The following is a 24681-nucleotide window of genomic DNA, read 5'->3' as shown; positions in this document are numbered from 1 at the left end:
ACCGCCCGATCCCGGTCCGTTGGTGGCCCGCCCCGTTCGGGGGCGGGCCACCAGCCCGTTTCGGGACCGACTCGGCCGCGTCATCGGACCGTTGCCGGGTATCCGCGCACCACCCGCCAGGCGGACATCGCGCGGCGAACGGCACCCGGCCGGCCCGCGGGCAGGCGGAGGACTCGACGGACAGGGAACCCGAATGATGACGACGATGACGAAGACGGCGAAGAAGGCGACCGGATCGCACGGGATCACGTCGGTCCCCGGCACACGGGAGCTCCGCCGGCAGGCCGGACGGGCCCGAAAGGAACTCGGCCGGACGGTCGAAGCGCTGAAGTCCAGGGCGGGCGCCTCGGAGCAGGTCCACAAGACCGCCGTGCGGCTGCGGGAGAAGGCGGCATCGCGCGTCGGCCGCCTGGTGCAGGACAAGAGGCTCGATTCCGCACGGGGCAAGGCCGTTCGGACAGCGACCGCGATGCGCCGCCACCCGACGGCGGTGGCCACGGCCGCCGGCGTGATGACTGCGGCCCTGCTCGCCCGCCGAAGCCGCCGTGCACGACGCGGGCGGTCTGTTTGAACCGAGCGTTCCGGGCCAGACGAAAGGGCGTTGTGTATCCGAATCAGGTCCGAACGAGGGCATCCGTTCCGGATCCGCTCCGAATCCGGGCCGTCTCCGATGGGAGGTTCCGAGGTGGGAAACGTGTCGCGTCTGCCGGGTCGTGCCGAGCACCATTGGTCGTGGCAGGAGGACGCCGCCTGCCGGGGACTGGGCTCGCGCCTCTTCTTCTACCCCACGGGCGAGCAACGTGCGGAGCGGGAGGAGCGGGACGCCGCGGCGAAGGAAGTGTGCGCGCTGTGCCCGGTGCAGCGCGACTGCCTGCGGCACGCGCTGGAGGTGGGAGAGCCGTTCGGCGTCTGGGGCGGGCTCACCGCGCAGGAGAGGCGTGGGCTGCGCACAGCGGGAGGAAAGATACGTGCGCTGTCCTCCACCGCGTGAGCGACGGCGCCCGCAAAGGAAACGGCCCCCGAACACCGGGGGCCGTTTCCTTTGCGGTTGTCCACCGCACGCCGTGCTCTCAGCAGGGGCGGACCGGCTGGAGGTTGTGGACGTAGCGGGCCGAGACCCAGCCCTTCGAGCCGTGCAGGCGGTACCAGACCGGGTTGCCGTCCACCCAGCCCCCGCGCTTCTGGCACACGAGGAGCACCCGCTCGTGCGGATGCAGCTTCTTCACCACGTCCGAGTACACGGTCGGCCTCTCTCGGACGTTGAGCGGCGCGCGGGTCTCGACCACGCCCACGGGGCCGGACCTGGCCCGTCCGTCCCCGGCGGCGAGCCCCTCCGCCGTCCAACCGGCCGTGCTCAGTGGCCCGATCAGTACTCCGACCGCCAAGGTGCAGGTCAGCAATGCCTTCTTCGCCATCGGATCCACTCTCCCTGTATCGCCTGGCCGCGAGGCCGGCAGCCCGTGCGGCCGGCCGCCCGACCGACTATCCACCGCCCGGGCGCCGGACGACGGGCAGCCCGGAGGGAACACGCCCCCGTTGCTCCGGATGGCGCAGAGTCCCTCGCCGCGGCCGCCTTCCGGGCCGGCCGCGGCGAAGGACCCGGATGTCGACACAGGGTCCGGGGGCTCAGGTGGCGAGCAGCCGGTCCACCAGTGAGCGATAGGCGCGCAGAGCCTGCCGCAGATCCTCGGTGGCCACGTCCTCACCGCGGTTCCACTGCTTCTCCAGCCCGTCCCGGCGTGCGGAGAGAGTGTCCGAGAAGGTGAGCATGACCTCCGACACCAGGACGTCCGCCGACCGGACCGCCTCCTGCGGGTCGTCCACGAACCGGCCCTGGATCTCGCTCCACGTGGTGTGGTAGCGCTCCGCCTCGGCGGCTCCCAGGAGCGGTCCATCCCCGCTCGCGGACCCCGCATGCGATTCCGGGCGGCCGCCGGGTCCGTCCGCGGGCCGATCCGCAGTCCGATCCGCGGTCCGATCCGCGGTCCGATCCGCGATCCCGTCCGCGGTCCCGTCCGCGGGTACCGCTGCGGTCGGAGGCGAGGTCGGAGGTGAGGTCGGAGGCGAGGTCGGAGGCGTGGGACGAGCGAGGTCCTCCGCCGTGAGCACGGGCTCGGACGCCGCTCCCCGTCCGGCGTTGTCCTCGTAGATCTTCTTCATGTCATCGGCTCCTCTGGTCGGAGAGCAGCTCCTCGAAGAGGGTGCGGTAGTGCACCATCGCCTCCCGCAGCTGCTCTGTCGTTGCCTCGCCCGCACCGCCGCGCACCTTGGCCGCGTGGGCGGCCCGGTACTGCTCCAGTGCGTGGCCGTGCTCCACGGAGAGGTCCCGCACCTGCTCCCGGTACCCCTCGGTGGGATAGCCGCGCGCACCCATCAGCCGGGTCACCAGTTCGTCGGCCTCGGCCACGGAGCGTTCGGGCCCGTCCACGAACCGCCGTTGGACACCGGTCCATTCGTCCGCGTACTCCTGCTTGCGCTCGGGCGGCAGCTCCTTGATGCCGAGACGGCCGTGCCGCTCCTCACGGGCGCGCAGGTCCCGCTCGGCGGCCCGCCTGTCCCCGCGTTCCTTCACGGTGCGCTCGTACTCCGGGCCGAACCGCTCGCGCAGGCGGCGTCGTCGGGACAGTGCCCACAGCAGTGCGATGAGCGCGATCACGACGACCGCCGCCACGACGATGACGGCTATCAGTGAATGGGTCGACATCTCCGTCCTCCGTTCGGGGGCTTTACGTCCCAGTCGGCGCGGCTGCCCTGCCGGACGGCGGACAAACCCGCCCTGCACCACCCCGTCCCCGGGGTTTGAACCCGTCGGCACGGAGCAGGCGACCATGCGAAACGAACCCCCGAAGCGGAGGAGGGACGTGGCATGGCCGCGGACACACACGAGAACCAGGACGTCGTCGCCTTGATCCTCAAGGACCACCGCACGATGGAGGAACTCTTCCGCCGGATGCGCAGCGTGGAGGCCGACCGGGCGGGCGCCCTCGCGAAACTCTCCGCGCTCCTCGTCGCGCACGGCGAGGCGGAGGAGTCCGAGGTGTACGGGGCCCTGAAACGGTTCAAGGACGTCGACAACGCGGAGGTGGAGCACGGGGCCAAGGAGCACGCCGAGGGCAACGAGGCCCTCCTGGCCCTGCTGGAGGTGTCCGAAGTGGGTTCCGACGCGTGGGACGGGCGCCTGGAGGACCTCGTCAAGGCGGTCTCCCACCACCTCGACGAGGAGGAGCGCACCATCCTCAACGGTGCCCGGGAGAACGTCCCGGACGACCGACGGGCCGAGCTCGGGGCGGCCTTCCTCCGGGAGCGGGAGCGGCAGCTCGCTGCCGACTGCGGCAGTGTCGAGAACGTGCGCGCCCTCGTACGGGGATGACCTGCCGGGGATGACCGGCGCTGCGACGCGCCGGCTCCTTGCGTACGCGGCTTCCCCCGTGCGCGGCCGGGGCGGCGGGCACGGCACTGGGCCCGGACTCTTCGAGTCCGGGCCCAGTCGCATCTCCGGGGCGGATTCAGATGATGCGGCCGCCGAAGCCGCCGATGGAGTAGTAGGTCCCGAGCTCCTCGCGGTAGCCGACGTCGTCGAGGTGCTTCTCGCGGTGGAACTCCGGAGCGTTCTTGATCTGCTCCTACCGGGTTCTCACTCCCCGGGGGCGTACCGGAGCCTTCGCAGGGCAGACGAGCCGCCATGACATGGAGACTCGCGCTGCGGCGCGTTGAGGGCCCCGACAGAGAAGCCGCAGCAGCCACCTGGCGACGACGCCGTCCGGTGCACCCGGTCATCCGGGCGCTGGCCATGCTGGCGGCCTTCGTCGGGACCGTCCTGTTCAGCGTGGTCCTGGCGCGGCTCACGCTGGAACCGTCCGCCGCCTCGGTGGCCCTGGTGCACAGCAACGTCCAGCCCGGCCATTCGATCAGCGCCTACCTGGACGGTGCGTCGACCTTCGAGGCGGTGCGCCAGCTGGGCGGAAACCTGCTGCTGGGCCTGCCGTTCGGGGTGCTCCTGCCCGTCCTCATGCCCCCGGCCCGAGGGCTGCTGCGCGTCGCCGCGGTGACGATCTGTCTGATGACGCTGGTGGAACTGATCCAGGGCGCCCTCGTCACGGGACGCGTCTTCGACATCGACGACGTCATCCTCAACACCACCGGAGCCCTCCTCGGCTACCTGCTGATCGGCCGCCGCCTGGGCCGGGCCGTGCACCCGCGCCGCAGGCACTGGTGGCACCGCCGACCCCGGCAGGGCGCGCCCGTGCCGGCGCCGAGGACGGAACCGAGCCCGGAACCGAAGGAAGCCGAGCCGGTCTCGAAGCCGCGTGGCGCGGGTTGGCGGAAGGCCTTCCACCGCGAGAGGTGAGCCCCCACGTGGGCCTGAGCGCCCCGGCCGCCCCCCGGAACGGGGAGCGGCCGGGGCGCTCCCCGTGTCAGGTCCCTGACGTGGGGCAGGTGCGCGGGAGTCCGTGCCGCTTCCACCACCCACTGGGGAGACATGAACACCGCTCTTCGCCTCCTGACGATCCTCGGGGGCTCGATCCTGCTCACCGCCCTGGCGGGCTGGGCCGTCGACCGACTGCTCCGCAGTGCCGACGCGCGACACCCCGAAACGCCGTTGTGGAACCTGCTGCGCCGCTGTCGCCACGCCCTGCAGATCGTCCTGCTCGCCGCACTGTTCAAAGGCGCCTACCGGCAGATCGCGTGGCCGCCTCTGCGGGACAACGCCGCTGTCGCGGGCCGGGTCCTCGCCCTGGCCCTGATCGGCGCCGGTGCCTGGCTGATCGTGGTCGTGGCCTCCGCCGTCGTCGAGTCGGGGTACGCCCGCTACGCCACCGGAACCCGCGACCCGGCCCGGGTGCGCCGGGTCCGTACGCAGGTGACGCTGATCACGAGGGTCGTGACGGTCGTCGTGGCCGTGATCGCGCTCGCCGCGATGCTGCTCACCTTCCCGAGCTTCCGCGCGCTCGGCACGTCCGTGCTCGCTTCCGCCGGGATCATCGGCATCGTGGCGGGCGTGGCGGCCCAGTCCACTCTCGGGAACCTCTTCGCGGGCTTCCAGATCGCCTTCGGTGACATGGTGCGCATCGGGGACACGGTCGTGGTCGCCGGCGAGTGGGGAGTGGTCGAGGACATCACCCTGACGTTCCTCGCCGTCCGCACCTGGGACGAGCGCCGCATCACCATGCCCGTCTCGTACTTCACGACCCGTCCCTTCGAGAACTGGTCGCGCGGCGGAGTCCAGATGACCGGGACCGTCTTCCTCCACTGTGACCACAGCGCGCCCGTCGACCTCATACGGGACAAGGCCCACGAGATCCTGCACGCCTGCCCGGAGTGGGACGGCCGAGGCTGGGACATCGCCGTCACGGAGACGACGCCCTCCACCATCGTGGTGCGGGCCATCGTCACCGCCAGGGACGCCGACGACCTGTGGACGGTGCGCTGCGCGGTACGCGAGCAACTCGTGGCCTGGCTGGCGGAGAAGCACCCCGGCGCCCTGCCCCGCGTCCTCCTGGACCGGGCTCCGACAGCGCCCGGCGCGACGGGCGGGCACCGCATCTGAGGAACTCCCGGCCGGAGCGGGTCGGTACGGGCGACGTCCGACGTCCGACGTGTGAGGTGCTCCGGTCGGCGGCGCCCGGTCCTACCGGTGCCGGACGAGGGTGTGCACGAGGACGATCAGCGCGAACGCGATGACGAGCAGGTGCACCCAGGAGGGCCCGTTCGCCGGGGCCAGGGACAGGGAGGTGAGCTGATGAGAGGTCATGACACGCTCCTGCCCCCGGCAGCTGGATCGACGCTCCCCCCGCGGGACGGCCGGCGGCCGGGCCCGGCGGGCCGGGCCCCCGGCGCGGTCAGCGGTCAGCGGGCCTGCCGGACTTCAGCCGGGACGCCTCGATCTCGGCCCAGACGGCCTTGCCGTTGTCATGGGTGTGCGTGCCCCAGCGGTCGGACAGGCGCTCCACGATGTGCAGGCCGTGTCCGCCCGGCATGCCGCGCCGCGGGGCCGGGTGGAGCAGGGGCAGGACCGTCGTGCCGTCGCAGACCTCGATGCGCAGGGTTTCCCCGGCCGTGAGGACGAGTTCCCGGCAGCCGTCCGCATGCAGGGAGGCGTTGGTCAGTAGTTCCGACACGAGGAGCAGGGCGTCCTCGGCGGTCTCCGTTCCGTCCCAGCCCCAGTCGCGCAGGGCCCGGCGCGTGAAGTCGCGGCCCTTGGCCACCGCGCCCCCGACGCCCGTCAAGGCGAGGCGGCGCCTCTGGCCGCCGTCGGGAAGGCCGACGCTCACTGGATCTCCCGTTTCCGGTCCGATGGTCTCCACCGTGCTCTCGCACCCCCGTGCCGACGATGCCGTGTTCGCTGTCTCGTGTTCCCGGGCCGCCCGGCGAGTTCGTCGTCGGTGTCCCGGACTGGCCGTATGCCCCCGAGTGGCCCGAGGACACCCGAGCCCGACCCTGAGTGTAGGTGACCTCCGGTGTCAGGGCGTTGCCATGTGGAGCCGCAGTGTGAAGCCGTCGTCCAGGGTCCGGGCCTCGACCAGATCGCAGAGCTGGTGGATCATCCACAGGCCGCGGCCGCCGTTGGCCGAGGCGAGGGAGGGCCGGCGGCGCCCCGCGAGGGGGTCGGCCAGGCGGCCGCCGTCGTGGATCTCGGCGACGACTCCCGCCCGGGAGCCGCCGGTGGTCCACAGGCGCAGGGTGCCCTTCCCGCCTCCGTGGACGGGGAGTTGGCCGCCGCTTCGCTGACGGCCAGGACCAGGTCGCCGCGGCGCGCCGCGGGCAGAGCGGTCCTGCGGGCCGAGGCCTCGGCGTACTCGCGCAGCTCGGCCAGTCCTCCGTGGGCGTACGCGAACCGGCCTGTCTCGCCTTCGGGTTCGGGCAGCGGCCGGTCGCAGTCCGCAGACGCGCTCGGTGCGTCGGTGTAGGCCGGGCTCGGCAGGTCCTGGCCTTCTTCGATCAGTGTGGGGTGGGTGCGGCGGGCGTCGGACAGGTCGAGATGGACGACGGGTCCGGGGATCGCGGTCACGACGCCGAGCGCTGCGGACAGGCACTGCCGGGAATCCAGGTCGCAGCTGCCGCTCAGCCGGGCTCCGGGCCGGTCCCGTAGCGGCTGGGCGGTCAGCGGCATCGCGGGCGCCGCCGGCGTCGCCGGGTCCATTTCCTACTCCGTGAGCATGCCGGCGCGCAGCCGGGCCAGCGTGCGGGACAGGATGCGGGAGACCTGCATCTGGGAGATGCCCAGTTCGGCGCCGATCTCGGCCTGGGTCTGCTCCTGGCCGAAGCGCATCTGCAGGATCAGCCGGTCGCGTTCGTCCAGCTGTCCCAGCAGGGGGGCCAGGGTGTGGAAGTCCTCGAAGAGCTCCATGCCGGGATCGAGGGCGCCGTGGCGTTCCGCCGCCGGCCGGGCGCTGCGGCCCGCCGGGGACGCCGCGTCGCCGTCGGCGGCGACGGCGTCGAGGGAACTGCTCGTGTAGCCGTTCGCGGCCACCAGCCCGTCGATGACCTCGTCCTCGGACAACTTCAGGTGGTGGGCGAGCTCCTTGACGGTCGGCGCCCTGCCCAGGACGTCGCTCAGGGCCTCCTGGGCCTTGGCGAGTTCCGTACGCAGCTCCTGCAGGCGGCGCGGTACGTGCACGGCCCACGTGGTGTCGCGGAAGTAGCGCTTGATCTCACCGATGATGTAGGGGAGCGCGAGGGTGGAGAACTCGACCTCCCGCTCGAGGTCGTAGCGGTCGATGGCCTTGATCAGGCCGATCGTTCCCACCTGGATGATGTCGTCCATGTCGAGGCCGCCGCCGACCACGCGGGCCCGGAAGCGCCGCGCCGCGAACTGCACGAGCGAGAGATTCATCTCGATCAGGGTGTTGCGCGTGTACTGGTACTCGCGGGTCCCCTCCTCCAGCGTGCGCAGTCTCGCGAAGAAGTGGCGCGACAGCTCACGGGCATCGGACGGGGCCATCTCCCGTGCGTTCTCGACCTGGAACAGGTCCGCGTCCTGCGTGGGCGCTCCCGTGGACGCGTGGTCACACGTGGGTACCGGTGCGTCTGCTGCACGAATGGGGCCTACAGCGGTGGCCGAGCGATGCATGGTGGCCGCTCCCTCCCGATTGACTGACGGCTGCCGGGGGCGCTTCTGCCCCGCTTGAGAGGGCTTACACGCCACGATGCCATCGGGTTTCCTCGTTCGCCGGGACGTGCGGCTCGCGGCGGGCCCGCGGCGCCGCGGGCCCGCCTACGGCGGTCCGCGGGGCGGCAGTTAGCTTTGGGGGCATGGCGATGACGGGGAAGCGACGGGTCCTGTACCGGCAGGGCACCGGGTTCTGGCGGATGACGGCGAAGTGGGTTCTGGTCTTCGGGGTCCTGTACCTGCTGGACGGCGGACTGCTCCGGACCTGGGGCGACGCCCTGGTCGTGCCGTTGATCGGGATCCTGCTGTGGGCGCCGTTCGGGGTCGGTGTCGTCTGGTACCCGAAGAAGGACCAGCGCGTCGAGCTGACGACGCGTGAACTGCGGGTGCGGCGCAAGCGGATGTCGATGGAGAAGGTGAACCTGCTGCACGTGGCCCGGCTGTGGCTGGAGGGGCGGTCGACCGCCGACGACCAGCCGGTGCCGGAATGGAGACGGGCCGACCGGGTGGTGTGGGTGCCGCTGCGGGACGGCCGGGCGTTCGGCGTGGAGTTCCGCGACCCGGCCGCGTTCGCCGAGGTCTTCGGCGCCTTCGCGGTCGAGGCGTGCGGCGGGCCGGACATCGTCCGCGCGAGGGCCGCGGCGGAGACCTACCCGGATCCGCTCCCGATGCGGCCCCGCCGCTCCGCCGACGAGGGAGGCTCCTGGCTGGACGTCCTGGACGTCTTCAACTGACATCCGGAAACGCACGGCAAGGGGCAGCGATCCAGGGAGCCTTGCCGGAGGGGAGCGCCCCGTCGGGGACGACGGCGGCGGCGCGTCGAGCAGGCATACTCCCTGTGCAAGACGTACGACTGACGACTGGGGAGGCGGACATGATCGGAACAGGGGACGGACACGGGCAGAGCGTGGTCGGGAACGGCTACCCGGCCGGGGCGGGCTGGGTGGTGGTGGCCCGGGGGGAGCTCGACCAGGACACGCTGGTCCCCCTGGAGGAGGCCCTCACCGCGGCCGCCGGCCTGCATCCGCTGGTGGTTCTGGACGCCGGCTCCATCACCTTCGGGGACTCGTCCTTCCTGAACCTGCTCCTGCGGCTGCACCACCTCACGGCTTTGCGGATCGCCGCCCCCGGCGAGCAGCTGCGGAGGCTGTTCGCGGTGACCGGGGCCGATACGGTGCTGTCCCTGCACGCGAGTGTCGAGGCAGCCGTCGGGGTGTGAACCAGCGCCGGGCGCGGGGAAGTCGCACCGGTCACCCGGTGCCCGGGCCCTCGGTGGGAGGGTGCTGCCGGTAGGACTCCCGCGCACGCGCATCCGGGCAACGTGCTACTCCGCATGCGGGTCCGGTCCGCCGCCGGGCCGGAAGCACGCGGTGATCGACTTTCCGCCGTGGCACGCGTGGACGTCCAGGGAATCGGCCAGCGCCGTGACGATCCCCAGCCCGCGCCCCGACGTGGCGCCCGCGTCCGCGGCGGGCTTCCGGCATCGCGGCAGCCGCGGATCGGCGTCCGCGACGCTCACGTGCAGACAGCGCCCGTCCCAGGTCAGCACCAGGTGCGCGGTACCGACCGCGTGCAGGTGCGCATTGGTGACGAGCTCGGAGACGCAGATCAGCACGGAGTACTCGGTGTCGTCCACCGAACCGCTCCACGGCAGCGACGCCAGGTGGCCCGCCGTCCACTCCCGCGCCGCCCGGACGCCCTCCGAGACGGGAAACGACCGGGCCCAGCCCACTGCCTTGACCGCCATTGCCTTCACCCCGTTTCCTCCGTTGTGTGTGAATGTCACCGGTTCGCCTACCCGGAACCCGCCGGGGTACCCGGAGCTTCCCAAGCCACCTCGCACCGGGCCCCGTTCGGGCCGCGTGCGCAGGCTTCCGGCCCATCTCCCTTTACCGCAGGCCGGATGCACTGTCCCCGGTGTGATCGACCGTGCCTTATGGTCCCTTCGGCGGCGCTAGCCTTCACCGGACCGGTGGTGCGGCGAAGGCGTGTCCCCGTGGAGTCGGGCGCCTCGGTGCGCCCCGAAACCGGGGTCCGCCTTGTCCCGTTCGTCGGAGTGTCGGTTTCGAGTGTGAGGTGGGAGCGGATGGCCGAGCGAGCTGGCACGGGTCCGGCGGACGGGGTGCCCCCGCTCCCCGGTGAGGGCGGGATCGGCGAGGCGGAGCTGCGCAGGCTGCTGGCCGGGCTGACCGCCGTACGCGACGGGGATTTCCGTACCAGGCTGCCCGACGCGGCGGACGGGCTGCTCGGGGAGATCGCCACCGTCTTCAACGGGATGGTCAACCAGCTGTCCCTGTTCACCTCCGAGGTGACGAGGGTGGCCCGCGAGGTGGGCACCGAGGGGACGCTCGGCGGCCAGGCCGATGTACCGGGAGTCGGCGGCGCCTGGCTGGACCTCACGGATTCGGTCAACTTCATGGCCGGGAACCTGACCGCGCAGGTGCGCTCCATCGCCCAGGTCGCCACCGCCGTGGCCAAGGGCGACCTCTCACAGAAGATCACCGTCACCGCGCGGGGCGAGATCCTGGAGTTGAAGGAGACCATCAACACGATGGTCGACCAGCTCTCCGGATTCGCCGGCGAGGTGACCCGGGTGGCCAGGGAGGTCGGCACCGAGGGCCGGCTCGGCGGCCAGGCGGACGTGCAGGGCGTCTCCGGTACGTGGAAGGACCTGACGGAGTCGGTCAACGTCATGGCCGACAACCTGACCGCGCAGGTGCGTTCGATCGCCGAGGTCACCACGGCGGTGGCGCAGGGTGATCTCTCGCAGAAGATCCGGGTCGATGCCCGCGGGGAGATCCTGGAGTTGAAGGAGACCATCAACACGATGGTCGACCAGCTGTCGGCGTTCGCGGACGAGGTCACGCGGGTGGCCCGTGAGGTGGGTACCGAGGGCAACCTGGGCGGTCAGGCCACGGTCCGGGGTGTTTCGGGTACGTGGAAGGACCTGACGGACAACGTCAACGTCATGGCGTACAACCTGACCGGTCAGGTGCGTTCCATCGCGCAGGTGGCCACGGCGGTGGCCCGTGGTGACCTCTCGCAGAAGATCATGGTGGAGGCGAAGGGCGAGGTCGCCGCGCTGGCCGGGGTCATCAACACGATGGTCGACACGCTGTCTGCGTTCGCGGACGAGGTCACGCGGGTGGCCCGTGAGGTGGGTACGGAGGGCCGGCTGGGCGGGCAGGCGCAGGTGCCCAATGTGGCGGGTACGTGGAAGGACCTCACCGACAACGTCAATTCCATGGCCAACAATCTCACCGGTCAGGTCCGCAACATCGCTCTCGTGACGACGGCGGTGGCCAACGGGGACTTGTCCAAGAAGATCGATGTGGACGCCCGGGGGGAGATCCTGGAGCTGAAGACGACGATCAACACGATGGTCGACCAGTTGTCGGCCTTCGCGGCGGAGGTGACCCGTGTGGCCCGGGAGGTGGGCAGCGAGGGTCGGCTGGGCGGTCAGGCCGAGGTCGAGGGGGTCTCGGGCACCTGGAAGCGTCTGACGGAGAACGTCAACGAGCTGGCCGGGAACCTGACCCGCCAGGTCCGGGCCATCGCCGAGGTCGCCAGCGCGGTCGCCGAGGGCGACCTGACCCGCTCGATCACCGTCGACGCCTCGGGCGAGGTCGCCGAACTCAAGGACAACATCAACTCCATGGTCGGCTCGCTCCGCGAGAGCACCCGCGCCAACGAGGAGCAGGACTGGCTCAAGTCGAACCTGGCCCGCATCTCGGGGCTCATGCAGGGCCACCGGGACCTGGCCGCCGTCGCCGAACTCGTCATGGACGAACTGACACCGCTGGTCGCCGCCCAGTACGGCGCCTTCTACCTCGCCGAGGACCGCCCCGGCGGCACCGTGCTCACCCTCGTCGGCTCCTACGGGCGTTCGGCCGCCGCCGAGGAGGGCGCCACCTTCGCCCTCGGAGAGTCCCTGGTCGGACAGGCGGCCCGCAGCCGCCGGATCATCGCCACCGATCAGGTCCCCGGCGGCTACGTGATCTCCTCCGGGCTCGGCCACACCACCCCGGGCAGCCTGATCATCCTGCCGATCGTGGTCGACGACCAGATCCTCGGCGTGATCGAGCTCGCTTCCTTCGCCGCCTTCAACCCCGTGCACCGCGACTTCCTGGCCCAGCTGATGGAGGCGATCGGCGCCAACGTCAACACCATCGTCGCCAACGCCCGCACCGACGAACTCCTCGGCGAGTCCCAGCGGTTGACCGGGGAGCTCCAGGCGCGCTCGGAAGAACTCCAGGTCCAGCAGGAGGAACTCCAGCGCTCCAACGCGGAACTGGAGGAGAAGGCCGCCCTCCTCGCCAGCCAGAACAGCGACATCGAGGCCAAGAACCTGGAGATCGAGCAGGCCCGGCAGGAGCTGGAGACCCGCGCCCAACAGCTGTCGCTGGCCTCCACCTACAAGTCCGAGTTCCTGGCCAACATGAGCCACGAGCTGCGCACCCCGCTCAACAGCCTCCTGATCCTCGCCCAGTTGCTCGCCCAGAACCCGGCGCGCAACCTCACCCCCAAGCAGGTCGAGTACGCGGGCATCATCCACTCGGCCGGATCCGACCTCCTCCAGCTCATCAACGACATCCTCGACCTGTCCAAGGTCGAGGCCGGGAAGATGGACGTCAACCCCGAGCGGGTGCACCTGCCCCAGCTCCTGGAGTACGTCGACGCCACCTTCCGGCCGATGACCACGCAGAAGAGCCTCGACTTCACCGTCACCACGGCCCCCGGCGCCCCCGACGACCTGCTCACCGACGACTCGCGGCTGCGCCAGATCCTGCGCAACCTCCTCTCGAACGCCGTGAAGTTCACCGAGCGCGGAGGCGTCGAGCTCCGCATCGAACCGGCCGCGGCTCCCGAGATCCCCGCCGGACTCTCCCGGCGCGGTCCGATGCTGGCCTTCCGGGTACGCGACACGGGCATCGGGATCCCCGAACAGCAGCTGGAGTCGGTCTTCGGGGCCTTCCAGCAGGCCGACGGCACCACCAGCCGCAAGTACGGCGGCACCGGACTCGGACTCTCCATCAGCCGCGAGATCGCCCAGCTCCTCGGAGGGGCCGTCACCGCAAAGAGCACCCCCGGCCAGGGCAGCACCTTCACCCTCTACCTGCCGGTCAGCCGCGCGGACTACGAGGACGCCTCCTCCGCGGGGGCCCAGCCGGCGCTCCCGCCCGGGGCCCCGTACCGTGCGGCGCCGGGGCGGGGCGAGCGTCCGGGCAAGGGCGTACTCCCGGAACAGCGGCGGCCCCGCCGCCTGCTGGTGATCGAGGAGCGGACCAACGGCCTGCTCTCCCTCGTCGCCGAGAGCGCCGACCGGGACTTCGCCCCCGGCCACCGGACGGCGGGGGAGCGGGGCGGCATTCACGTGGTCAACGCGACGAGCTCCCGGGAGGCCGCTGCCGCCCTGGCGGCCCACTCCTTCCACTGCGTGGTCCTGGAACTGGACCTGCCCGACGGCGAAGCCCTCCGCTTCCTCGACGACCTCGACGGAGACCCTGCCCTCGCCTCGCTCCCGATCCTGGCCCACAACAACCCGCGGGTGCGGACCGGCCAGGAGGAAGCCCTGCGCGGGCGGTCCGCGTCACACCGCGTGGAACTGCTCTCCAGCCTGGACGAACTGCGCGAACGCATCGCGCTCCACCTCTCCGCCGAACGGCCGGGGGACGTCCCGCCCCTGGTACAAGGTGATGCGGGGAGCCGGGACGCCGAGCACGTGCGCGAAGGCGACCTGGCCGGCCGCACCGTCCTCGTCGTCGACGACGACGCCCGGAACCTCTTCGCCCTCAGCGGGGTCCTCGAACTGCACGGCATGCGCGTGCTCCACGCCGAGGACGGCCGCAAGGGCATCGACACCCTCGTCCGCAACCCGGGCGTCGACATCGTCCTGATGGACGTGATGATGCCCGAACTGGACGGCTACGCCGCCACCGCCGAGATCCGGAGCATGCCGCAGTACGTGAGCCTGCCCATCATCGCCGTCACGGCCAAGGCGATGCCCGGCGACCGGGAGAAGAGCCTCGCCGCGGGCGCCAGTGACTACGTGACCAAGCCGGTGGACGCCGACGACCTCATCGCCCGCATCCGGCGCCGGCTCACCCGGTGAGCGCGGACACGCACCGGCACGACGATGCCCGCCGGCCGCGGACACCGGACGGCGACCGGCCCGCGCGCACCGTACCGCAGCAGGCGCCGACGCCCCTGGGGCGCCTCGTCGCCACCGTGGAACGGCTGCGGCGCGAGGTGCTGGAGGCACAAGCCGCCGCCGACGGGCGGGCCTTGGTCGAACTGGCCAAGGGCATCCTGATCGGGCAGCTGAACTGCACCCCCGCCGCGGCGGCCCGCCAGCTCGACGTGCTGTGCCGCGAGAGCGGGATGTCCCCCCTCGAACTCGCCGCCGACATCGTCAACCAGGCCGCCCGCGACCACGTCAGCGAGATCGCCGCCGAGTTCGTCGCACGCACGGGCACGGGCACAGGTGAGGGCGCGGGCAGGAGCACGGGCGCGGGTACGGTCACGGGTCCGGACCGCGGCGACCCGGCCGACCGGCACTCCACGGTGTCGGTACGCCTGCGCACCGCCGAGAGCGGGGTGCTCGCCGTCACCGCCGACACCCAGGCGGTCGCCGAGTCCCTCCTGACGAACGCCCTGAGCCCCCTGGGAGCGGTCGCGGTGGCCGTGTGGGCCGCGGTGCCCGACGGCTCGCTGGCTCTCGCGGGCCACGCCGGCTTCCCGCCCAGGGAGGCCGCCCGCTGGCGCCACGTACCCCCGGGCGTCTCCACCGTCGCCCGCCTCGCGCTGGAGGAACGCCGGCTGGTCACCCTCGCCGACCTCGACCGGGAGGGGCTCCCCTCCATCGGCCGCGCCGCGTGGCCCGGCGGCGGACGGATGGCGGTGCCCACGGGGACGGGCGGACGGATCCAGGGGGTCCTGGAGATCTGCTGGCCGCGCCCCCTGGAGCCGCAGGCACCCCAGATCGAGCGACAGGTCGAGGCCCTCGCCGAGTTGTGCGCCCGCACCATGGACGCCTCGCCCCCGTGCGACCCCGCGGCCGCCGACGCGGTCCTGCCCGACGTCGCCGAACTCATCGACCTCGCCGAGGGACTGCAGGACCCGGCCGTGGTCCTCACCCCGGTCCTCGACTCCGAGGGCCGGCTCGCCGACTTCCGGATCCGGCACACCGGCAGCCGCTTCGTCGACCCGGTGGGACGGCCGCGCGGGGACGTCAACGGCGCCCTGCTGCTGGAGGCCTACCCCCTGGCCGCCGGAGAGAGCGGGCTGTTCGACATCATCGAGCGGGTGCACGCCACGGGCGAGCCCTTCCGCGCCGAGCGCATGAGCCTGACCGCGCTCGTCGACCAGATCCCGCTCACCTCGGTGGCCAACATCAGCGTCAGCCGCCACGGCTCCGCCGTCCTGCTGATCTGGCGCATCCAGGACGAGACGGCCCGGCTGGCCAACCTCCTCCAGCACGCCCAGCGCCTGGGCCGGATCGGAGGCTTCGAGGAGAACCTCGTCACCGGGGAGACCACCTGGAGCGCCCAGCTCTACGATCTCCACGGACTCCCGCCCACCGCGCCCCCGGTCCGGCTCCGGGAACTCCCCGGCTACGCGCACCCCGACGACTCCGCGGCCCTCGGCCGGTTCCTGCGTGCGGTGCTGCGCCACCGCCGCCCCGCCTCCGTCAACCTGCGCCTGCGCAGACCCGACGGAATCACCCGCCACATCCGGCTCGTCGCCGAGCCCGTCCTCGACGCGGACCAGCGGCTGCACGCCGTGCGCGGCGCCTACCAGGACATCTCCGCCCAGCATTGGACCGAGGTGGCGCTGGCCGCGACCCGGGACCAACTCGCCCACACCGAGGCCGAGTCCGCGGAACGGAGCCGCCTGGCCCTCCAGCTCCAGCACGCCATCATGCCTCCCACCCCACCGGCCATCGAGGCGCCGGGCCTGCGGGTCGCCGTCCGCTACCGGCCGGCGGAGATCGAGGAGCTCGTCGGCGGAGACTGGTACGACACCGTGGTCCTGCCCTCCGGGCTGATCCTGCTGTCGGTGGGCGACGTCGCCGGACACGGCATCGAGGCGGCCACCGGCATGGTCGTCCTGCGCAACGCCCTGCGCGGCCTCGCCGTCACCGGGGCCGGCCCCGCCCAGCTGCTGTCCTGGCTCAACACGGTCACCCATCACCTGGCCAAGCACGTGACGGCCACCGCCGTCTGCGGCCTCTTCGACCCCCGCACGAGGGTGATGCGCTGGGCCCGCGCCGGCCACCTGCCACCCGTACTCGTGCGCCGCGGGGAGGCGGAGGCCTTCCCGCTCATCGAGGGCCTGCTCCTAGGAGCCCTGCCCGAGGTCACCTACGTCGAGCGGGAGGTGCAGCTCGAACCGGACGACACGCTGCTCATGTTCACGGACGGGCTGGTGGAACGCCGCGACTCCTCGGTGCAGGAGTCGCTCGGCCACCTGGTGCACGCGGCGGCGGGCGCGGCCGGGGACCTGGACGCCCAACTGGACCGCCTCCTCTCCGAGAGCCGCTCGGACACGGACGACGACACCTGCGTGATCGGCATCCGTGTGGGCTGAGGACCCGGCCGGCCTCTGACACCCCCTGCTACGGAGCCTCCCGCCACTCCCGCCACTCCCGCCACTCCCGTCGCCCCTGGTCCCCCTCCTCGCGATCCCGTCCAGCACGTGCGCGTTCAGGGAGGATACGACCCGTCAGACCGAGCGATCAGCCGAGCCGTCGATCGAGGAGCCACACGTGAACCCCCAGCTCGAGTCACCGCCGTTCGAGATCCTTCCCGGCGCCGGCACCTCGCCGGTGATCCTGCACGTGCCCCACTCCTCGCGCGTCATACCCGAGTCCGTCCGCCGCGGAATCCACCTGTCCGACCAGGCGCTCGAACGGGAGCTCGACCACATCACCGACTCCCACACCGCCGAGATCGCGGGGGTGGCCGCGGCCGGCTCCGCCGTCACGCCGTGGCGGTTCGTCAACGGGCTGTCCCGGCTGGTCGTCGACCCCGAGCGGTTCCCCGACGAGCGCGAGGAGATGCTCGCCGTGGGCATGGGGGCGGTGTACACGCACTCCACCCACCGGGAGCGGCTGCGCCCCGAAGGCTTCGACGTCCGGCCGTTGCTCGACCGCTACTTCCACCCGTACGCCGACGCGATGACGCGCGCCGTCGGGGAGCGGCTGGAGGCCACGGGCCGGGCCGTGATCATCGACGTGCACTCGTACCCGGCGCAGCCCCTCCCGTACGAACTGCACGGTGACGGCCGGCGGCCGCCGATCTGCCTGGGCACGGACCCCTTCCACACCCCGGCCGCCCTCCTGGCCGCCGCCGAGGAGGCGTTCGCGGGCTTCGGCGGCACCGGACTCGACAGCCCCTTCGCCGGCACGTACGTGCCACTGGAGTACTACGGCAAGGACGACCGGGTCGGCGCGCTGATGGTCGAGATCCGCCGGGACACGTACATGTCGGAGCCCGGCGGCCCTGCCGGCGCGGGCCTCGGCGCGCTGGCGGCGGCTCTGACGGAACTCGTGGACGACCTGCTCCCGTGATCCGCCGCCGGCACGCGGGTCCCCGTGCGCCGGCGGCGGGCCGGGCGGTGGATCGCCGGGCCCCGAGGCGTGTCGGTCCCGGTCCGGGCCCCCGCCGTCCGGCACGGTGGGCGCGGCCGGTGGCCGTCCGCCATGACGGCCCCAGAAGCGCGCGAAGGGGTGCGTATGACGGAGAACGGCAACGCCCGGACCAGCCGCCGCACACTCCTGCTGGCCGCCGGGTCGGCCGGAGTCGCCGCACTGGCGGCGGCCTGCTCGGCTCCGTCCGCCACCCGGGGGGCGGCAGGCCGGCCCCAGGCCCCCGTGTCCCCGCCGGGGACGGCGGCGGGGACCGCGACGGGAGCGTCCACCCCGGCGTGCGTGCTGACCACGGAGTCGGGCGAGGGCCCGTACTACCTCGACCTGGACCGGGTCCGGTCCGACATCACGGAGGGCCGGGACGGCGTGCCGTTCCGCCTGGACCTGACCCTGCTCCGGGCGTCGGCCGGCTGCCAACCGGTCGCCGGCGCCGCGATCGACGTCTGGCACGCGGATCCCTCGGGCACCTACTCCAGCGGGAAGGACACCTTCCTCCGCGGTACCCAGCTCACGGACGCCGCGGGGCGCTGCACCTTCCGCACCATCGTGCCGGGCTGGTACCGGGGCCTTGCGCCCCACATCCACTTCAAGGTCCGCCCCGACCGGCACACCGAGACGTCCTCCCAGTTGTTCTTCCCGGAGAAACTCCTGGCGCGCGTGTACGAGCTCCAGCCCTACGCCCGCCGCCCGGCCCCGGCCCACCCCAACACCCGCGACAGCCGCTACCGGGACTCGGGCGCCGCGATGACCCTGACCCCGTCACCGGACGCGGCCGGCTACCGGGCGGCGTTCACGGTGGGCATCGACTGATCCTCCCGCGCCGCCGGTTCGGCTTCACCCTGCGGCATCCGGCTCGTACCAGAGGCTCGCCATCGGGGCATGCGTGGTCCAGCCCAGCGAGGAGTAGAGCGCCCGGCCCTCGGGCGTGCCGACCAGTACGCCGGTCCTCGCGCCCCCCTCGTGCGCGGAGCTCTGCAGGGTGCGCATCACCAGGCCGCCGAGGCCCTTGCGCCGGTGGTCGGCGGCGGTCTCGACCTGGTCGACCACGGCGTGCGCGCCGGCATGGGCGATCTGCCCGCGGGCTGCGAAGTGCCCGTCGCGCGTACGGACCAGCACCCGGCTGACGCCGCCGCGGGTCCACCGGGTGAGCGTGTAACCGGCCGGCGCCTCAGGGTGATCCGGTGCGAGGGGACAGGTCATCAGGAAGCCGGGGCCGGCGAGTCGCCAGCCCGGCCCGACCCAGGGCAGGACCGCCTCGTCCTCGGCGAACAGCTTCAGCCAGGTCCCGGGCGCGCTGGTCGCGGCGACGATCTTGCGGACATCGGCCTCGGAGGGCTCCGGGAGCACGTGCCGGGCGACGTGCTTGGCCTGCCCGACGTCGATCGTCCACCCCCACGGCTCGTCGATCGGGTCCGAGCCACCCCGGGAGACGGTCCAGCCGTTGATCCACATCCGCACGAGTCCGCTGATCCTGGTGTCCGGCATCGCCGCCCGCCCCCTTAGTGGTAATAGCTGATAGCGCTAAAAGGACCTTACGCGTCCGGGGTGGAATTGACCATGGGCCAGCTCGCTCGGCCACGGCTCCGAAGTAACTGAAACGAAGGGGGAAATGCTCGCCGGCGCGCCGTCGTCACGTGGGTCGTCGTCGGCCAGGGCGACCGCCTCCGGGTGGTCCCGTCACCGAACTCTTGCCCGAAACCCACGTCTGGGCCGACCGCCAGTTCGACGCCGGGCGGACCACCCAGCCGACGGGTCACGGTGAGTGATGACCAAGGTGTGCGGGGACTCCTGGCGGGCAGACATCCGGCATGCTCTCGGACATGATCGAACGGCTGTGGCACCTGCCCCGGCCGCGCCGGACTCCCGTCTTCACCGCCGACTTCGCCTCGCCCACCCAATGGATCGCCGGCCGCTCGTGGGCCTATCCCGACGGCGGCCCGGTCAACCCGGGCGACAACAAGCTGGACCACCTCACCGACGACCCCGCCTACAGCCGCGCCGGGGTCTTCCGGGCGACACCGCGCCCCGACGGCAACTGGGACAGCGGCCTCCTCACCACCGAGGGCAGTGACGAGGGCTTCGAGGTGCGCACCGGAGATGTGCTGGAGGCCCGGGTGAAACTCCCGGTGCAGCTCGGCGCCTGGCCGGCCATCTGGACCTGGCGCGACGGCGGCCAGGAGATCGACGTCTTCGAGTACCACCCCGACAACCCGGCCCTCCTCGAACTCTCCAACCACGTCCGGGAAGCACAGCGTTACCACCGCGACCCGGCGGTCCAGCCCGGAGCGTGGATCGACCTGAAGGTCGAGTTCGGGAAGGGGTCGGTCGTCTGGTGGGTCAACGGCGACCGGGTCTTCGGCGACGGCAGGGGAGTGGGCCGCCGCTGGTCCGCCTACCTCATCGTCAACCTCTCGGTCTGCGCGGGCCGGTACCACCCGCCGCCGGAGCCCGGGGTCACAGAGCTGTCGTACGAGGTCGCGCAGCTGCGGGTGTACCGGACACGATGAGGACTGCTCCGGAGCGGCGACACAGCGGCAGCGGCTTGATACGAGCGGGAGCCGGCGGCCGGGACGCGCCCTGGACGCCGAATCCGGGGTGCGTTACCTTCCGGCGCCATGAGACTTCTGGGAGTTGGCATGTGCGCGGCGGCTCTGCTGCTGGGGGTGGTGGCCGCCCCGGCACAGGCCGCAGACGAGTCACGAGACCTCCGGGGTGCGCGCTGGGCGCTGAAGGAGACCGGCAAGGACGCCCGCTTCCGGGGACTGGCGGCGGTGAACCGGTCCACGGCCTGGGTGGCCGGCTCGAAGGGGACCGTACTGCGCACCTCCGACGGCGGTCGCAGCTGGCGCGACGTCTCACCGCCGGGGGCCGTCGCGGAGGGGCTGGAACTGCGGGACATCGAGGCCTTCGACGGGCGGCGCGCCGTGGCCCTGTCCATCGGAGAGGGCGAGGCCTCCAGGGTGCTGCGCACCGAGGACGGCGGCGCCACATGGACGGAGACCTTCCGCAACCCCGACCCGCGGGCCTTCTACGACTGCCTCACCTTCTTCGACTCCCGCCACGGGCTCGCGATGAGCGACCCGGTGGACGGCAAGTTCCGCATCCTCTCCACGGACGACGGCGGCCGGAGCTGGCAGGTGCTGCCGGATGCCGGGATGCCGGACGCGCTGCCGGGTGAGGCGGGCTTCGCGGCGAGCGGCCAGTGCCTGGTCGCCGCCGGACGGCGCGACGTCTGGCTGGCCACCGGCGGTGGCCCCGTCGCACGGGTGCTCCACTCCGCGGACCGCGGCCTGACCTGGCAGGTCGCCGACTCCACCCTCCCCGCGGGCGACCCGGCGCGCGGGGTCTTCGCCCTCGCCTTCAAGGACCGTACGAAGGGCCTGGCGGTCGGCGGTGACTACCGCACCGGTCAGGCCTCCCCGCAGGCCGCGGCGGTGACCACGGACGCGGGCCGCACCTGGAACCCGGCGCCGACCCCGCCGCCGGCCTACAGGTCCGGCGCGGCCTGGTTCCCGTACGGCGTCGGCACGGCCCTGGCGGTGGGCCCGACGGGCACGGATGTGACCCGTGACGGCGGGCGCACCTGGCGGGCGCTGGACCCGGGGTCGTTCGACACGGTCACCTGTACACCGGACGGCGGCTGCTGGGCGGCGGGGGAGAAGGGGCGGGTCGGGCGCCTGGAAGGCGTGCGCGGGAGCTGACCGGCGCGGGAGCCGCCGGCGTCGCGTGCCGCCGAAAGGCCGCCCGCGGGCGTGCCGGGCACAGGCCCGGGTCGGGGCCGTGTGCCCGGTCCCGGGCTCCCCCGCCGGACGGGGCTCAGGTCCCCGCCGGAACCGTTGCGCAGTGATCGATAACGAGATGCGTGCGGCCTCCGGGGCTGGCAAGCTGCGCCGGTGAACCGTGAACGGATCTCCAGGATCGCCCATGCCGACCACCCGATAAAGTCCCCGCTCGACGACGACGCGGTACGCCGGCTCCTGGAACGGGGCCTCCCGCGCGGCGACGAGCGGGTGCTCGATCTCGGTTGCGGGAGCGGGGAGTGGCTCCTGCGCGCTCTGGCCGCCCGCCCCGACCTGCACGCCGAGGGCGTCGACGTCTCCGAGGACGCCCTGGGCCAGGCCCGCGAAGCGGCGGGCCGCCTCGGTGTCGAGGAGCGCCTGGTCCTCCACCACCGGGAGGCCGCGGACTTCGTCTCCCCGCAGCCGTTCGACCTGGTGCTCAGCGTCGGGGCCGCGCACGCCTTCGGCGGTCTGCTGCCCACCCTCGCGGCCGCACGCAAGCATCTGGCTCCGAGCGGTCGGGTCCTGATCGGCGAGGGGTTCTGGGACCGTTCCCCGTCCCCGGAGGCCATCGAGATGTTCGGGGACCTGGCCGACCTGGCGACCACCGTGGACCAGGTCGTCGCCGACGGCTGGACTCCCGTCCACGGGCACGTCAGCACGCGCCGCGAACTGGACGACTACGAATGGGCCTGCTGGGGGTCACTGGCCTCGTGGGCCGTGGACCACCCCGCCGATCCGGACAGCGCGCACGTGCTGGCGACGGCCACGTCCCGCCGCACCGAATGGCTGCGCACCTACCGGGACACCTGGGGCTTCGTCTCCCTGGTCCTGTGTCAGACGCCGGGCTGAAGGAACCGGTTCGGCAGCCTCACGCATAGCCGACCGTGACCTCCTGGAAGCCCAGGGAGCGCAGCAGGCCCTCCAGCATCGCCGTCGTGTTCTTCTCGGTGCGCTCCACGAGGCCGCTGTCGCGCGCCGCTTCCGTGATGTGCTGAACGGCCAGGCGCTGTACGGCCTGTTCACCGGCCGGATTGTCGGTGAACAGGTCGCCCAGCCGGTCCAGCAGTCCCCGCTGCTTGGACACCGCGTACGAGCGGTCCAGGTCCAGCGCCGCCGTCCCGAGAACGGCGTGGGGCAGGCGGAGCGAGACCTTGGTGCGCTCCTCGTTCACGGTGACGGCCTGCTCGCCGAGCCCGCCCAGGTCCACGTACCCGCTCACGGAACCCGCTCCGACGTAGAGGGTCCTGGTTCCCCGGACGGAGTCCGGCAGGAAGGCCGCGTCCTTCTCCAGGTCCACCACGACCTGGAAGTTGCCGGCGGCACCCTCGTAACGATGCATGTCCTGGATGGACTTGAGCAGGACCGGCCCCGAGCGGTCCACGGTCGTGTCCCGGAACAGATCACCGAAGCCGGGCAGCAGACTGAACCGGGCGGCCAGCAGCAGGACCACCGTCAGCACGGCCAGTCCACCCGCGGCCCGCCCCCACCACGGCAGCCGCCGCGGCTCTCTTCGCGGGGCGGGCTCCCGCTCCGCGCCCTGCGATGCGTCGTGCGATGCGTCGTTGTCCATTCCCTGCGGATGCCCGCCCGGCGCGGCCCCACTCCTCGAAGCCGCCGGGCGCGCCCCGGCCGTAGGCCCCGTCGGCCGCGGAAACCACCCGCGCCCCCGGACTACCAGGTGCCGCCCGGTGCGGCCCCGGCGCGGGCGGAGCGGCCCGGGGCGAAGGACATGCGGTTCCAGGTGTGGCGGCGGCCGCGGACGGCCACCGAATAGGCGTACATGACCTCCGGGTCGCACATGCCGGGAAGGTAGGAGTCGCCGAAGTGGTGGGCGTCGAAGCCGGCTTCCTTGGCGTTGAGGGCGAGTTGCGGCACCACGTTCGCGTGGGAGCCCTCCTGGCTGGTGCCGATGGCGCCCATGACGATCGCACCCGCGTCCTGGACCGCGGCGACGGCCGTCGCCGCCAGCTCGCGGGTCATGCCGGGCAGGGTGCCGGGCAGCGGGGCGACCACGCCGTCCGCGCCTGCGTCGACGAGAGCGGTCAGCCGCGCGGGGGTGACGCGTTCGGGGCAGCCCGCGTGGTGCATCTTGCCCGACCACAGGGCCGCGTCGTCACCGAGCCCCTTGCGCAGTTCCTCGGTGACCCGCGCCATGCCGTCGTAGGTGCCGCCGGTCCCGGGGTTGGCGGTGATGCACAGCAGCGCGGCGCCCATGTCGACGAGGCGCCGGGCGTGCTCGGAGGTGGCGCGGCGGATCTCCGGGACGTCACCGGGCTCCAGGTTCACGCCCACGGGACGACCGATCAGCCGGGCGAGGTCGGTGAAGGACGTGAAGGTCCCGAGGCCGGGCAGGACGAGCCGCTCCCCGTCCCAGGCCCGCTCGATGAGGTTGAGGATGACGATGTCGGCGCCGAAGGCGGCCACCAGCTCGGCGTTGTGCACGCCGCGACCGTCGGGATGCGGGGAGAGTGCGGCACGCTCGGCGAAGACCTCGGCCACCATGGTGCGGCCCTCGGCGGCGGCCACCGCCCGGGTCAGATCGCGGCCGCGCAGGGCGCAGAGCGCGTCGCGGTCGAGGTCGAGGATGCGCTGAGTGGTCATGGCTACGACCCTAGCCATCCTGGACCCCGGCCCCGGGCCGCCGTTGGTCCCGCCGAGGGGGGCCGTTGGCCCCCTGCCCCGGTTCCCCACGGACCTACCGTCCTGCGCGCTCCCGGCCCCGCCGAGCACGTCGGCGGCCCACGACGGACGCCGCCGTCGAAGGGGTACGGGGCCGCACGGGGCCTATCGCTTCCGCTCCCATGTCGTGAGCGCCGCGTCCGCCGCGTCGCGTACCTCCGGGACCGGATGGACCAGCAGGTCGCGCAACACCCTCAGAGCCGAGCCGAGTTCACCGCCGATCGATGCCGCCCGGCTCGCGTGGTCCTCCGCCAGCCCCACCGCGTACAGGCCCGCGAAAAGCCCGTCCGTGGGCGGGAGCGCGCCGTGGCGGAGCGTGCTGATCCGGCTCCGCGTGAACCACCGTGCCCCCGGCGCCCCGACCGACAGCGCCGCGTCGCGCGCCTGCGCCAGCGCGGCCGGGTCGACCCGAGGCGAGCGGCGGGCCAGCGCCACCGCCGTACGGGCAGCGAGCAGCGGCC

26 protein-coding genes and 1 pseudogene are annotated in these 24681 nt (G+C 72.6%); 14 read left to right on the top strand and 13 right to left on the bottom strand.

The genetic code is table 11. The annotated features are described in order from the left end of the window. Window positions 1-205 precede the first annotated feature (205 nt). Together ABZY57_RS07720 and ABZY57_RS07715 are read left to right on the top strand one after the other, a co-directional pair. Window positions 206-571 carry a hypothetical protein gene (locus ABZY57_RS07720; protein WP_356509178.1) on the top strand — a complete coding sequence of 122 codons (366 nt, stop codon included), beginning with the start codon at window positions 206-208 and terminating at the stop codon, window positions 569-571. Between the two features lie 123 nt (window positions 572-694). Then, window positions 695-991 carry a WhiB family transcriptional regulator gene (locus ABZY57_RS07715; RefSeq protein WP_356509176.1) on the top strand — a complete coding sequence of 99 codons (297 nt, stop codon included), beginning with the start codon at window positions 695-697 and terminating at the stop codon, window positions 989-991. A gap of 79 nt (window positions 992-1070) precedes the next feature. Here ABZY57_RS07715 and ABZY57_RS07710 read toward each other — a convergent pair whose 3' ends face one another. From ABZY57_RS07710 to ABZY57_RS07700, 3 genes are all read right to left on the bottom strand, one after another. Continuing rightward, window positions 1071-1415 carry an SH3 domain-containing protein gene (locus tag ABZY57_RS07710; RefSeq protein ID WP_356509174.1) on the bottom strand — a complete coding sequence of 115 codons (345 nt, stop codon included), beginning with the start codon at window positions 1413-1415 and terminating at the stop codon, window positions 1071-1073. Window positions 1416-1626: 211 nt separating this feature from the next. Continuing rightward, the gene (locus tag ABZY57_RS07705; protein ID WP_356509172.1) at window positions 1627-2160 is read right to left on the bottom strand and encodes a hypothetical protein; all 534 of its coding nucleotides are present in this window, start codon (window positions 2158-2160) and stop codon (window positions 1627-1629) included. 1 nt (window position 2161) lies between these two features. Beyond that, on the bottom strand, window positions 2162-2704 hold the full coding sequence (locus ABZY57_RS07700; RefSeq protein ID WP_356509170.1) for a hypothetical protein: 543 nt from the start codon (window positions 2702-2704) through the stop codon (window positions 2162-2164). A gap of 162 nt (window positions 2705-2866) precedes the next feature. Between ABZY57_RS07700 and ABZY57_RS07695 the strand changes: the two genes are divergently transcribed. After that, on the top strand, window positions 2867-3370 hold the full coding sequence (locus tag ABZY57_RS07695) for a hemerythrin domain-containing protein (RefSeq protein ID WP_356509168.1): 504 nt from the start codon (window positions 2867-2869) through the stop codon (window positions 3368-3370). A gap of 136 nt (window positions 3371-3506) precedes the next feature. Here ABZY57_RS07695 and ABZY57_RS07690 read toward each other — a convergent pair. Then, window positions 3507-3635, bottom strand: a pseudogene (locus ABZY57_RS07690) (PRC-barrel domain containing protein); the annotation flags it as partial. A 47-nt stretch (window positions 3636-3682) separates the two neighbouring features. Here ABZY57_RS07690 and ABZY57_RS07685 point away from each other — a divergent pair. Then, a complete protein-coding gene (locus ABZY57_RS07685; RefSeq protein ID WP_356509166.1) occupies window positions 3683-4348 on the top strand; it encodes a VanZ family protein in 666 nt (221 codons plus the stop codon). Window positions 4349-4480: 132 nt separating this feature from the next. Continuing rightward, window positions 4481-5548 carry a mechanosensitive ion channel domain-containing protein gene (locus ABZY57_RS07680; protein ID WP_356509164.1) on the top strand — a complete coding sequence of 356 codons (1068 nt, stop codon included), beginning with the start codon at window positions 4481-4483 and terminating at the stop codon, window positions 5546-5548. An 81-nt stretch (window positions 5549-5629) separates the two neighbouring features. Here ABZY57_RS07680 and ABZY57_RS07675 read toward each other — a convergent pair whose 3' ends face one another. The 4 genes from ABZY57_RS07675 to ABZY57_RS07660 form a co-directional block, all read right to left on the bottom strand. Beyond that, window positions 5630-5752: a hypothetical protein gene (locus ABZY57_RS07675; RefSeq protein WP_356509162.1), complete on the bottom strand. Its 123-nt coding sequence runs from the start codon at window positions 5750-5752 to the stop codon at window positions 5630-5632. 88 nt (window positions 5753-5840) lie between these two features. After that, on the bottom strand, window positions 5841-6272 hold the full coding sequence (locus ABZY57_RS07670; protein ID WP_356509160.1) for an ATP-binding protein: 432 nt from the start codon (window positions 6270-6272) through the stop codon (window positions 5841-5843). Between the two features lie 269 nt (window positions 6273-6541). Continuing rightward, entirely contained in the window at window positions 6542-7141 is a 600-nt protein-coding gene (locus ABZY57_RS07665) for a hypothetical protein (protein WP_356509158.1), read from the bottom strand. Window positions 7142-7144: 3 nt separating this feature from the next. Further along, a complete protein-coding gene (locus ABZY57_RS07660; RefSeq protein WP_356509156.1) occupies window positions 7145-8071 on the bottom strand; it encodes a SigB/SigF/SigG family RNA polymerase sigma factor in 927 nt (308 codons plus the stop codon). 182 nt (window positions 8072-8253) lie between these two features. On the opposite strand from ABZY57_RS07660, the gene ABZY57_RS07655 reads away from it, so the two are divergent. Continuing rightward, window positions 8254-8844: a hypothetical protein gene (locus ABZY57_RS07655; protein WP_356509154.1), complete on the top strand. Its 591-nt coding sequence runs from the start codon at window positions 8254-8256 to the stop codon at window positions 8842-8844. A gap of 140 nt (window positions 8845-8984) precedes the next feature. Continuing rightward, on the top strand, window positions 8985-9329 hold the full coding sequence (locus ABZY57_RS07650) for an STAS domain-containing protein (RefSeq protein WP_356509153.1): 345 nt from the start codon (window positions 8985-8987) through the stop codon (window positions 9327-9329). A gap of 105 nt (window positions 9330-9434) precedes the next feature. Here ABZY57_RS07650 and ABZY57_RS07645 read toward each other — a convergent pair whose 3' ends face one another. Further along, window positions 9435-9857 (bottom strand): ATP-binding protein, encoded by a 423-nt coding sequence (locus tag ABZY57_RS07645; protein WP_356509151.1) that lies wholly within the window; start codon window positions 9855-9857, stop codon window positions 9435-9437. Between the two features lie 339 nt (window positions 9858-10196). Here ABZY57_RS07645 and ABZY57_RS07640 point away from each other — a divergent pair, with 339 nt between their 5' ends. The 4 genes from ABZY57_RS07640 (at window position 10197) to ABZY57_RS07625 (ending at window position 18569) form a co-directional block, all read left to right on the top strand. Continuing rightward, window positions 10197-14222: a HAMP domain-containing protein gene (locus tag ABZY57_RS07640; protein WP_356509149.1), complete on the top strand. Its 4026-nt coding sequence runs from the start codon at window positions 10197-10199 to the stop codon at window positions 14220-14222. Then, complete coding sequence (locus ABZY57_RS07635) at window positions 14219-16699, top strand: SpoIIE family protein phosphatase (protein ID WP_356509147.1); 2481 nt, start codon at window positions 14219-14221, stop codon at window positions 16697-16699. The genes ABZY57_RS07640 and ABZY57_RS07635 overlap by 4 nt, the downstream gene beginning before the upstream one ends. Before the next feature lie 178 nt (window positions 16700-16877). Further along, window positions 16878-17681, top strand: coding sequence for an N-formylglutamate amidohydrolase (locus tag ABZY57_RS07630; protein ID WP_356509145.1), 804 nt, complete (start codon window positions 16878-16880; stop codon window positions 17679-17681). Between the two features lie 165 nt (window positions 17682-17846). Continuing rightward, window positions 17847-18569 carry an intradiol ring-cleavage dioxygenase gene (locus ABZY57_RS07625; protein WP_356509143.1) on the top strand — a complete coding sequence of 241 codons (723 nt, stop codon included), beginning with the start codon at window positions 17847-17849 and terminating at the stop codon, window positions 18567-18569. A gap of 24 nt (window positions 18570-18593) precedes the next feature. On the opposite strand, the gene ABZY57_RS07620 is transcribed toward ABZY57_RS07625, so the two are convergent. Then, a complete protein-coding gene (locus tag ABZY57_RS07620) occupies window positions 18594-19244 on the bottom strand; it encodes a GNAT family N-acetyltransferase (protein WP_356509141.1) in 651 nt (216 codons plus the stop codon). A gap of 335 nt (window positions 19245-19579) precedes the next feature. Between ABZY57_RS07620 and ABZY57_RS07615 the strand changes: the two genes are divergently transcribed. The 3 genes from ABZY57_RS07615 (at window position 19580) to ABZY57_RS07605 (ending at window position 22390) form a co-directional block, all read left to right on the top strand. Beyond that, window positions 19580-20266: a beta-glucanase gene (locus tag ABZY57_RS07615; RefSeq protein ID WP_356509139.1), complete on the top strand. Its 687-nt coding sequence runs from the start codon at window positions 19580-19582 to the stop codon at window positions 20264-20266. Between the two features lie 129 nt (window positions 20267-20395). Further along, window positions 20396-21460: an oxidoreductase gene (locus tag ABZY57_RS07610; RefSeq protein WP_356509137.1), complete on the top strand. Its 1065-nt coding sequence runs from the start codon at window positions 20396-20398 to the stop codon at window positions 21458-21460. A gap of 192 nt (window positions 21461-21652) precedes the next feature. Further along, entirely contained in the window at window positions 21653-22390 is a 738-nt protein-coding gene (locus ABZY57_RS07605; protein WP_356509135.1) for a class I SAM-dependent methyltransferase, read from the top strand. A gap of 19 nt (window positions 22391-22409) precedes the next feature. Here ABZY57_RS07605 and ABZY57_RS07600 read toward each other — a convergent pair whose 3' ends face one another. The 3 genes from ABZY57_RS07600 to ABZY57_RS07590 all read right to left on the bottom strand — a co-directional run. After that, the gene (locus ABZY57_RS07600; RefSeq protein ID WP_356509134.1) at window positions 22410-23111 is read right to left on the bottom strand and encodes a DUF4230 domain-containing protein; all 702 of its coding nucleotides are present in this window, start codon (window positions 23109-23111) and stop codon (window positions 22410-22412) included. 101 nt (window positions 23112-23212) lie between these two features. Then, a complete protein-coding gene (locus tag ABZY57_RS07595) occupies window positions 23213-24142 on the bottom strand; it encodes a hypothetical protein (protein WP_356509132.1) in 930 nt (309 codons plus the stop codon). Window positions 24143-24325: 183 nt separating this feature from the next. After that, window positions 24326-24681, bottom strand: a 356-nt coding sequence (locus tag ABZY57_RS07590) for a hypothetical protein (protein ID WP_356509130.1), incomplete at its 5' end; no start/stop codon positions are given.

Source organism: Streptomyces sp. NPDC006450 (genome assembly GCF_040612195.1).
In the GTDB taxonomy this organism is placed as follows: domain Bacteria; phylum Actinomycetota; class Actinomycetes; order Streptomycetales; family Streptomycetaceae; genus Streptomyces.
Note: the sequence above shows the minus strand (reverse complement) of the source record. Positions and strands in the feature narration are given on the sequence as shown.

What these genes read in the sequence shown, in the direction of transcription:
- ABZY57_RS07720 (WP_356509178.1), top strand. Translation starts at nt 206, where the DNA reads ATGACGAAGACGGCGAAGAAGGCGACCGGATCGCACGGGATCACGTCG.
- ABZY57_RS07710 (WP_356509174.1), bottom strand. Translation starts at nt 1,415, where the DNA reads ATGGCGAAGAAGGCATTGCTGACCTGCACCTTGGCGGTCGGAGTACTG.
- ABZY57_RS07705 (WP_356509172.1), bottom strand. Translation starts at nt 2,160, where the DNA reads ATGAAGAAGATCTACGAGGACAACGCCGGACGGGGAGCGGCGTCCGAG.
- ABZY57_RS07700 (WP_356509170.1), bottom strand. Translation starts at nt 2,704, where the DNA reads ATGTCGACCCATTCACTGATAGCCGTCATCGTCGTGGCGGCGGTCGTC.
- ABZY57_RS07695 (WP_356509168.1), top strand. Translation starts at nt 2,867, where the DNA reads ATGGCCGCGGACACACACGAGAACCAGGACGTCGTCGCCTTGATCCTC.
- ABZY57_RS07685 (WP_356509166.1), top strand. Translation starts at nt 3,683, where the DNA reads ATGACATGGAGACTCGCGCTGCGGCGCGTTGAGGGCCCCGACAGAGAA.
- ABZY57_RS07680 (WP_356509164.1), top strand. Translation starts at nt 4,481, where the DNA reads ATGAACACCGCTCTTCGCCTCCTGACGATCCTCGGGGGCTCGATCCTG.
- ABZY57_RS07675 (WP_356509162.1), bottom strand. Translation starts at nt 5,752, where the DNA reads ATGACCTCTCATCAGCTCACCTCCCTGTCCCTGGCCCCGGCGAACGGG.
- ABZY57_RS07665 (WP_356509158.1), bottom strand. Translation starts at nt 7,141, where the DNA reads ATGGACCCGGCGACGCCGGCGGCGCCCGCGATGCCGCTGACCGCCCAG.
- ABZY57_RS07660 (WP_356509156.1), bottom strand. Translation starts at nt 8,071, where the DNA reads ATGCATCGCTCGGCCACCGCTGTAGGCCCCATTCGTGCAGCAGACGCA.
- ABZY57_RS07655 (WP_356509154.1), top strand. Translation starts at nt 8,254, where the DNA reads ATGGCGATGACGGGGAAGCGACGGGTCCTGTACCGGCAGGGCACCGGG.
- ABZY57_RS07650 (WP_356509153.1), top strand. Translation starts at nt 8,985, where the DNA reads ATGATCGGAACAGGGGACGGACACGGGCAGAGCGTGGTCGGGAACGGC.
- ABZY57_RS07645 (WP_356509151.1), bottom strand. Translation starts at nt 9,857, where the DNA reads ATGGCGGTCAAGGCAGTGGGCTGGGCCCGGTCGTTTCCCGTCTCGGAG.
- ABZY57_RS07640 (WP_356509149.1), top strand. Translation starts at nt 10,197, where the DNA reads ATGGCCGAGCGAGCTGGCACGGGTCCGGCGGACGGGGTGCCCCCGCTC.
- ABZY57_RS07625 (WP_356509143.1), top strand. Translation starts at nt 17,847, where the DNA reads ATGACGGAGAACGGCAACGCCCGGACCAGCCGCCGCACACTCCTGCTG.
- ABZY57_RS07620 (WP_356509141.1), bottom strand. Translation starts at nt 19,244, where the DNA reads ATGCCGGACACCAGGATCAGCGGACTCGTGCGGATGTGGATCAACGGC.
- ABZY57_RS07615 (WP_356509139.1), top strand. Translation starts at nt 19,580, where the DNA reads ATGATCGAACGGCTGTGGCACCTGCCCCGGCCGCGCCGGACTCCCGTC.
- ABZY57_RS07610 (WP_356509137.1), top strand. Translation starts at nt 20,396, where the DNA reads ATGTGCGCGGCGGCTCTGCTGCTGGGGGTGGTGGCCGCCCCGGCACAG.
- ABZY57_RS07600 (WP_356509134.1), bottom strand. Translation starts at nt 23,111, where the DNA reads ATGGACAACGACGCATCGCACGACGCATCGCAGGGCGCGGAGCGGGAG.
- ABZY57_RS07595 (WP_356509132.1), bottom strand. Translation starts at nt 24,142, where the DNA reads ATGACCACTCAGCGCATCCTCGACCTCGACCGCGACGCGCTCTGCGCC.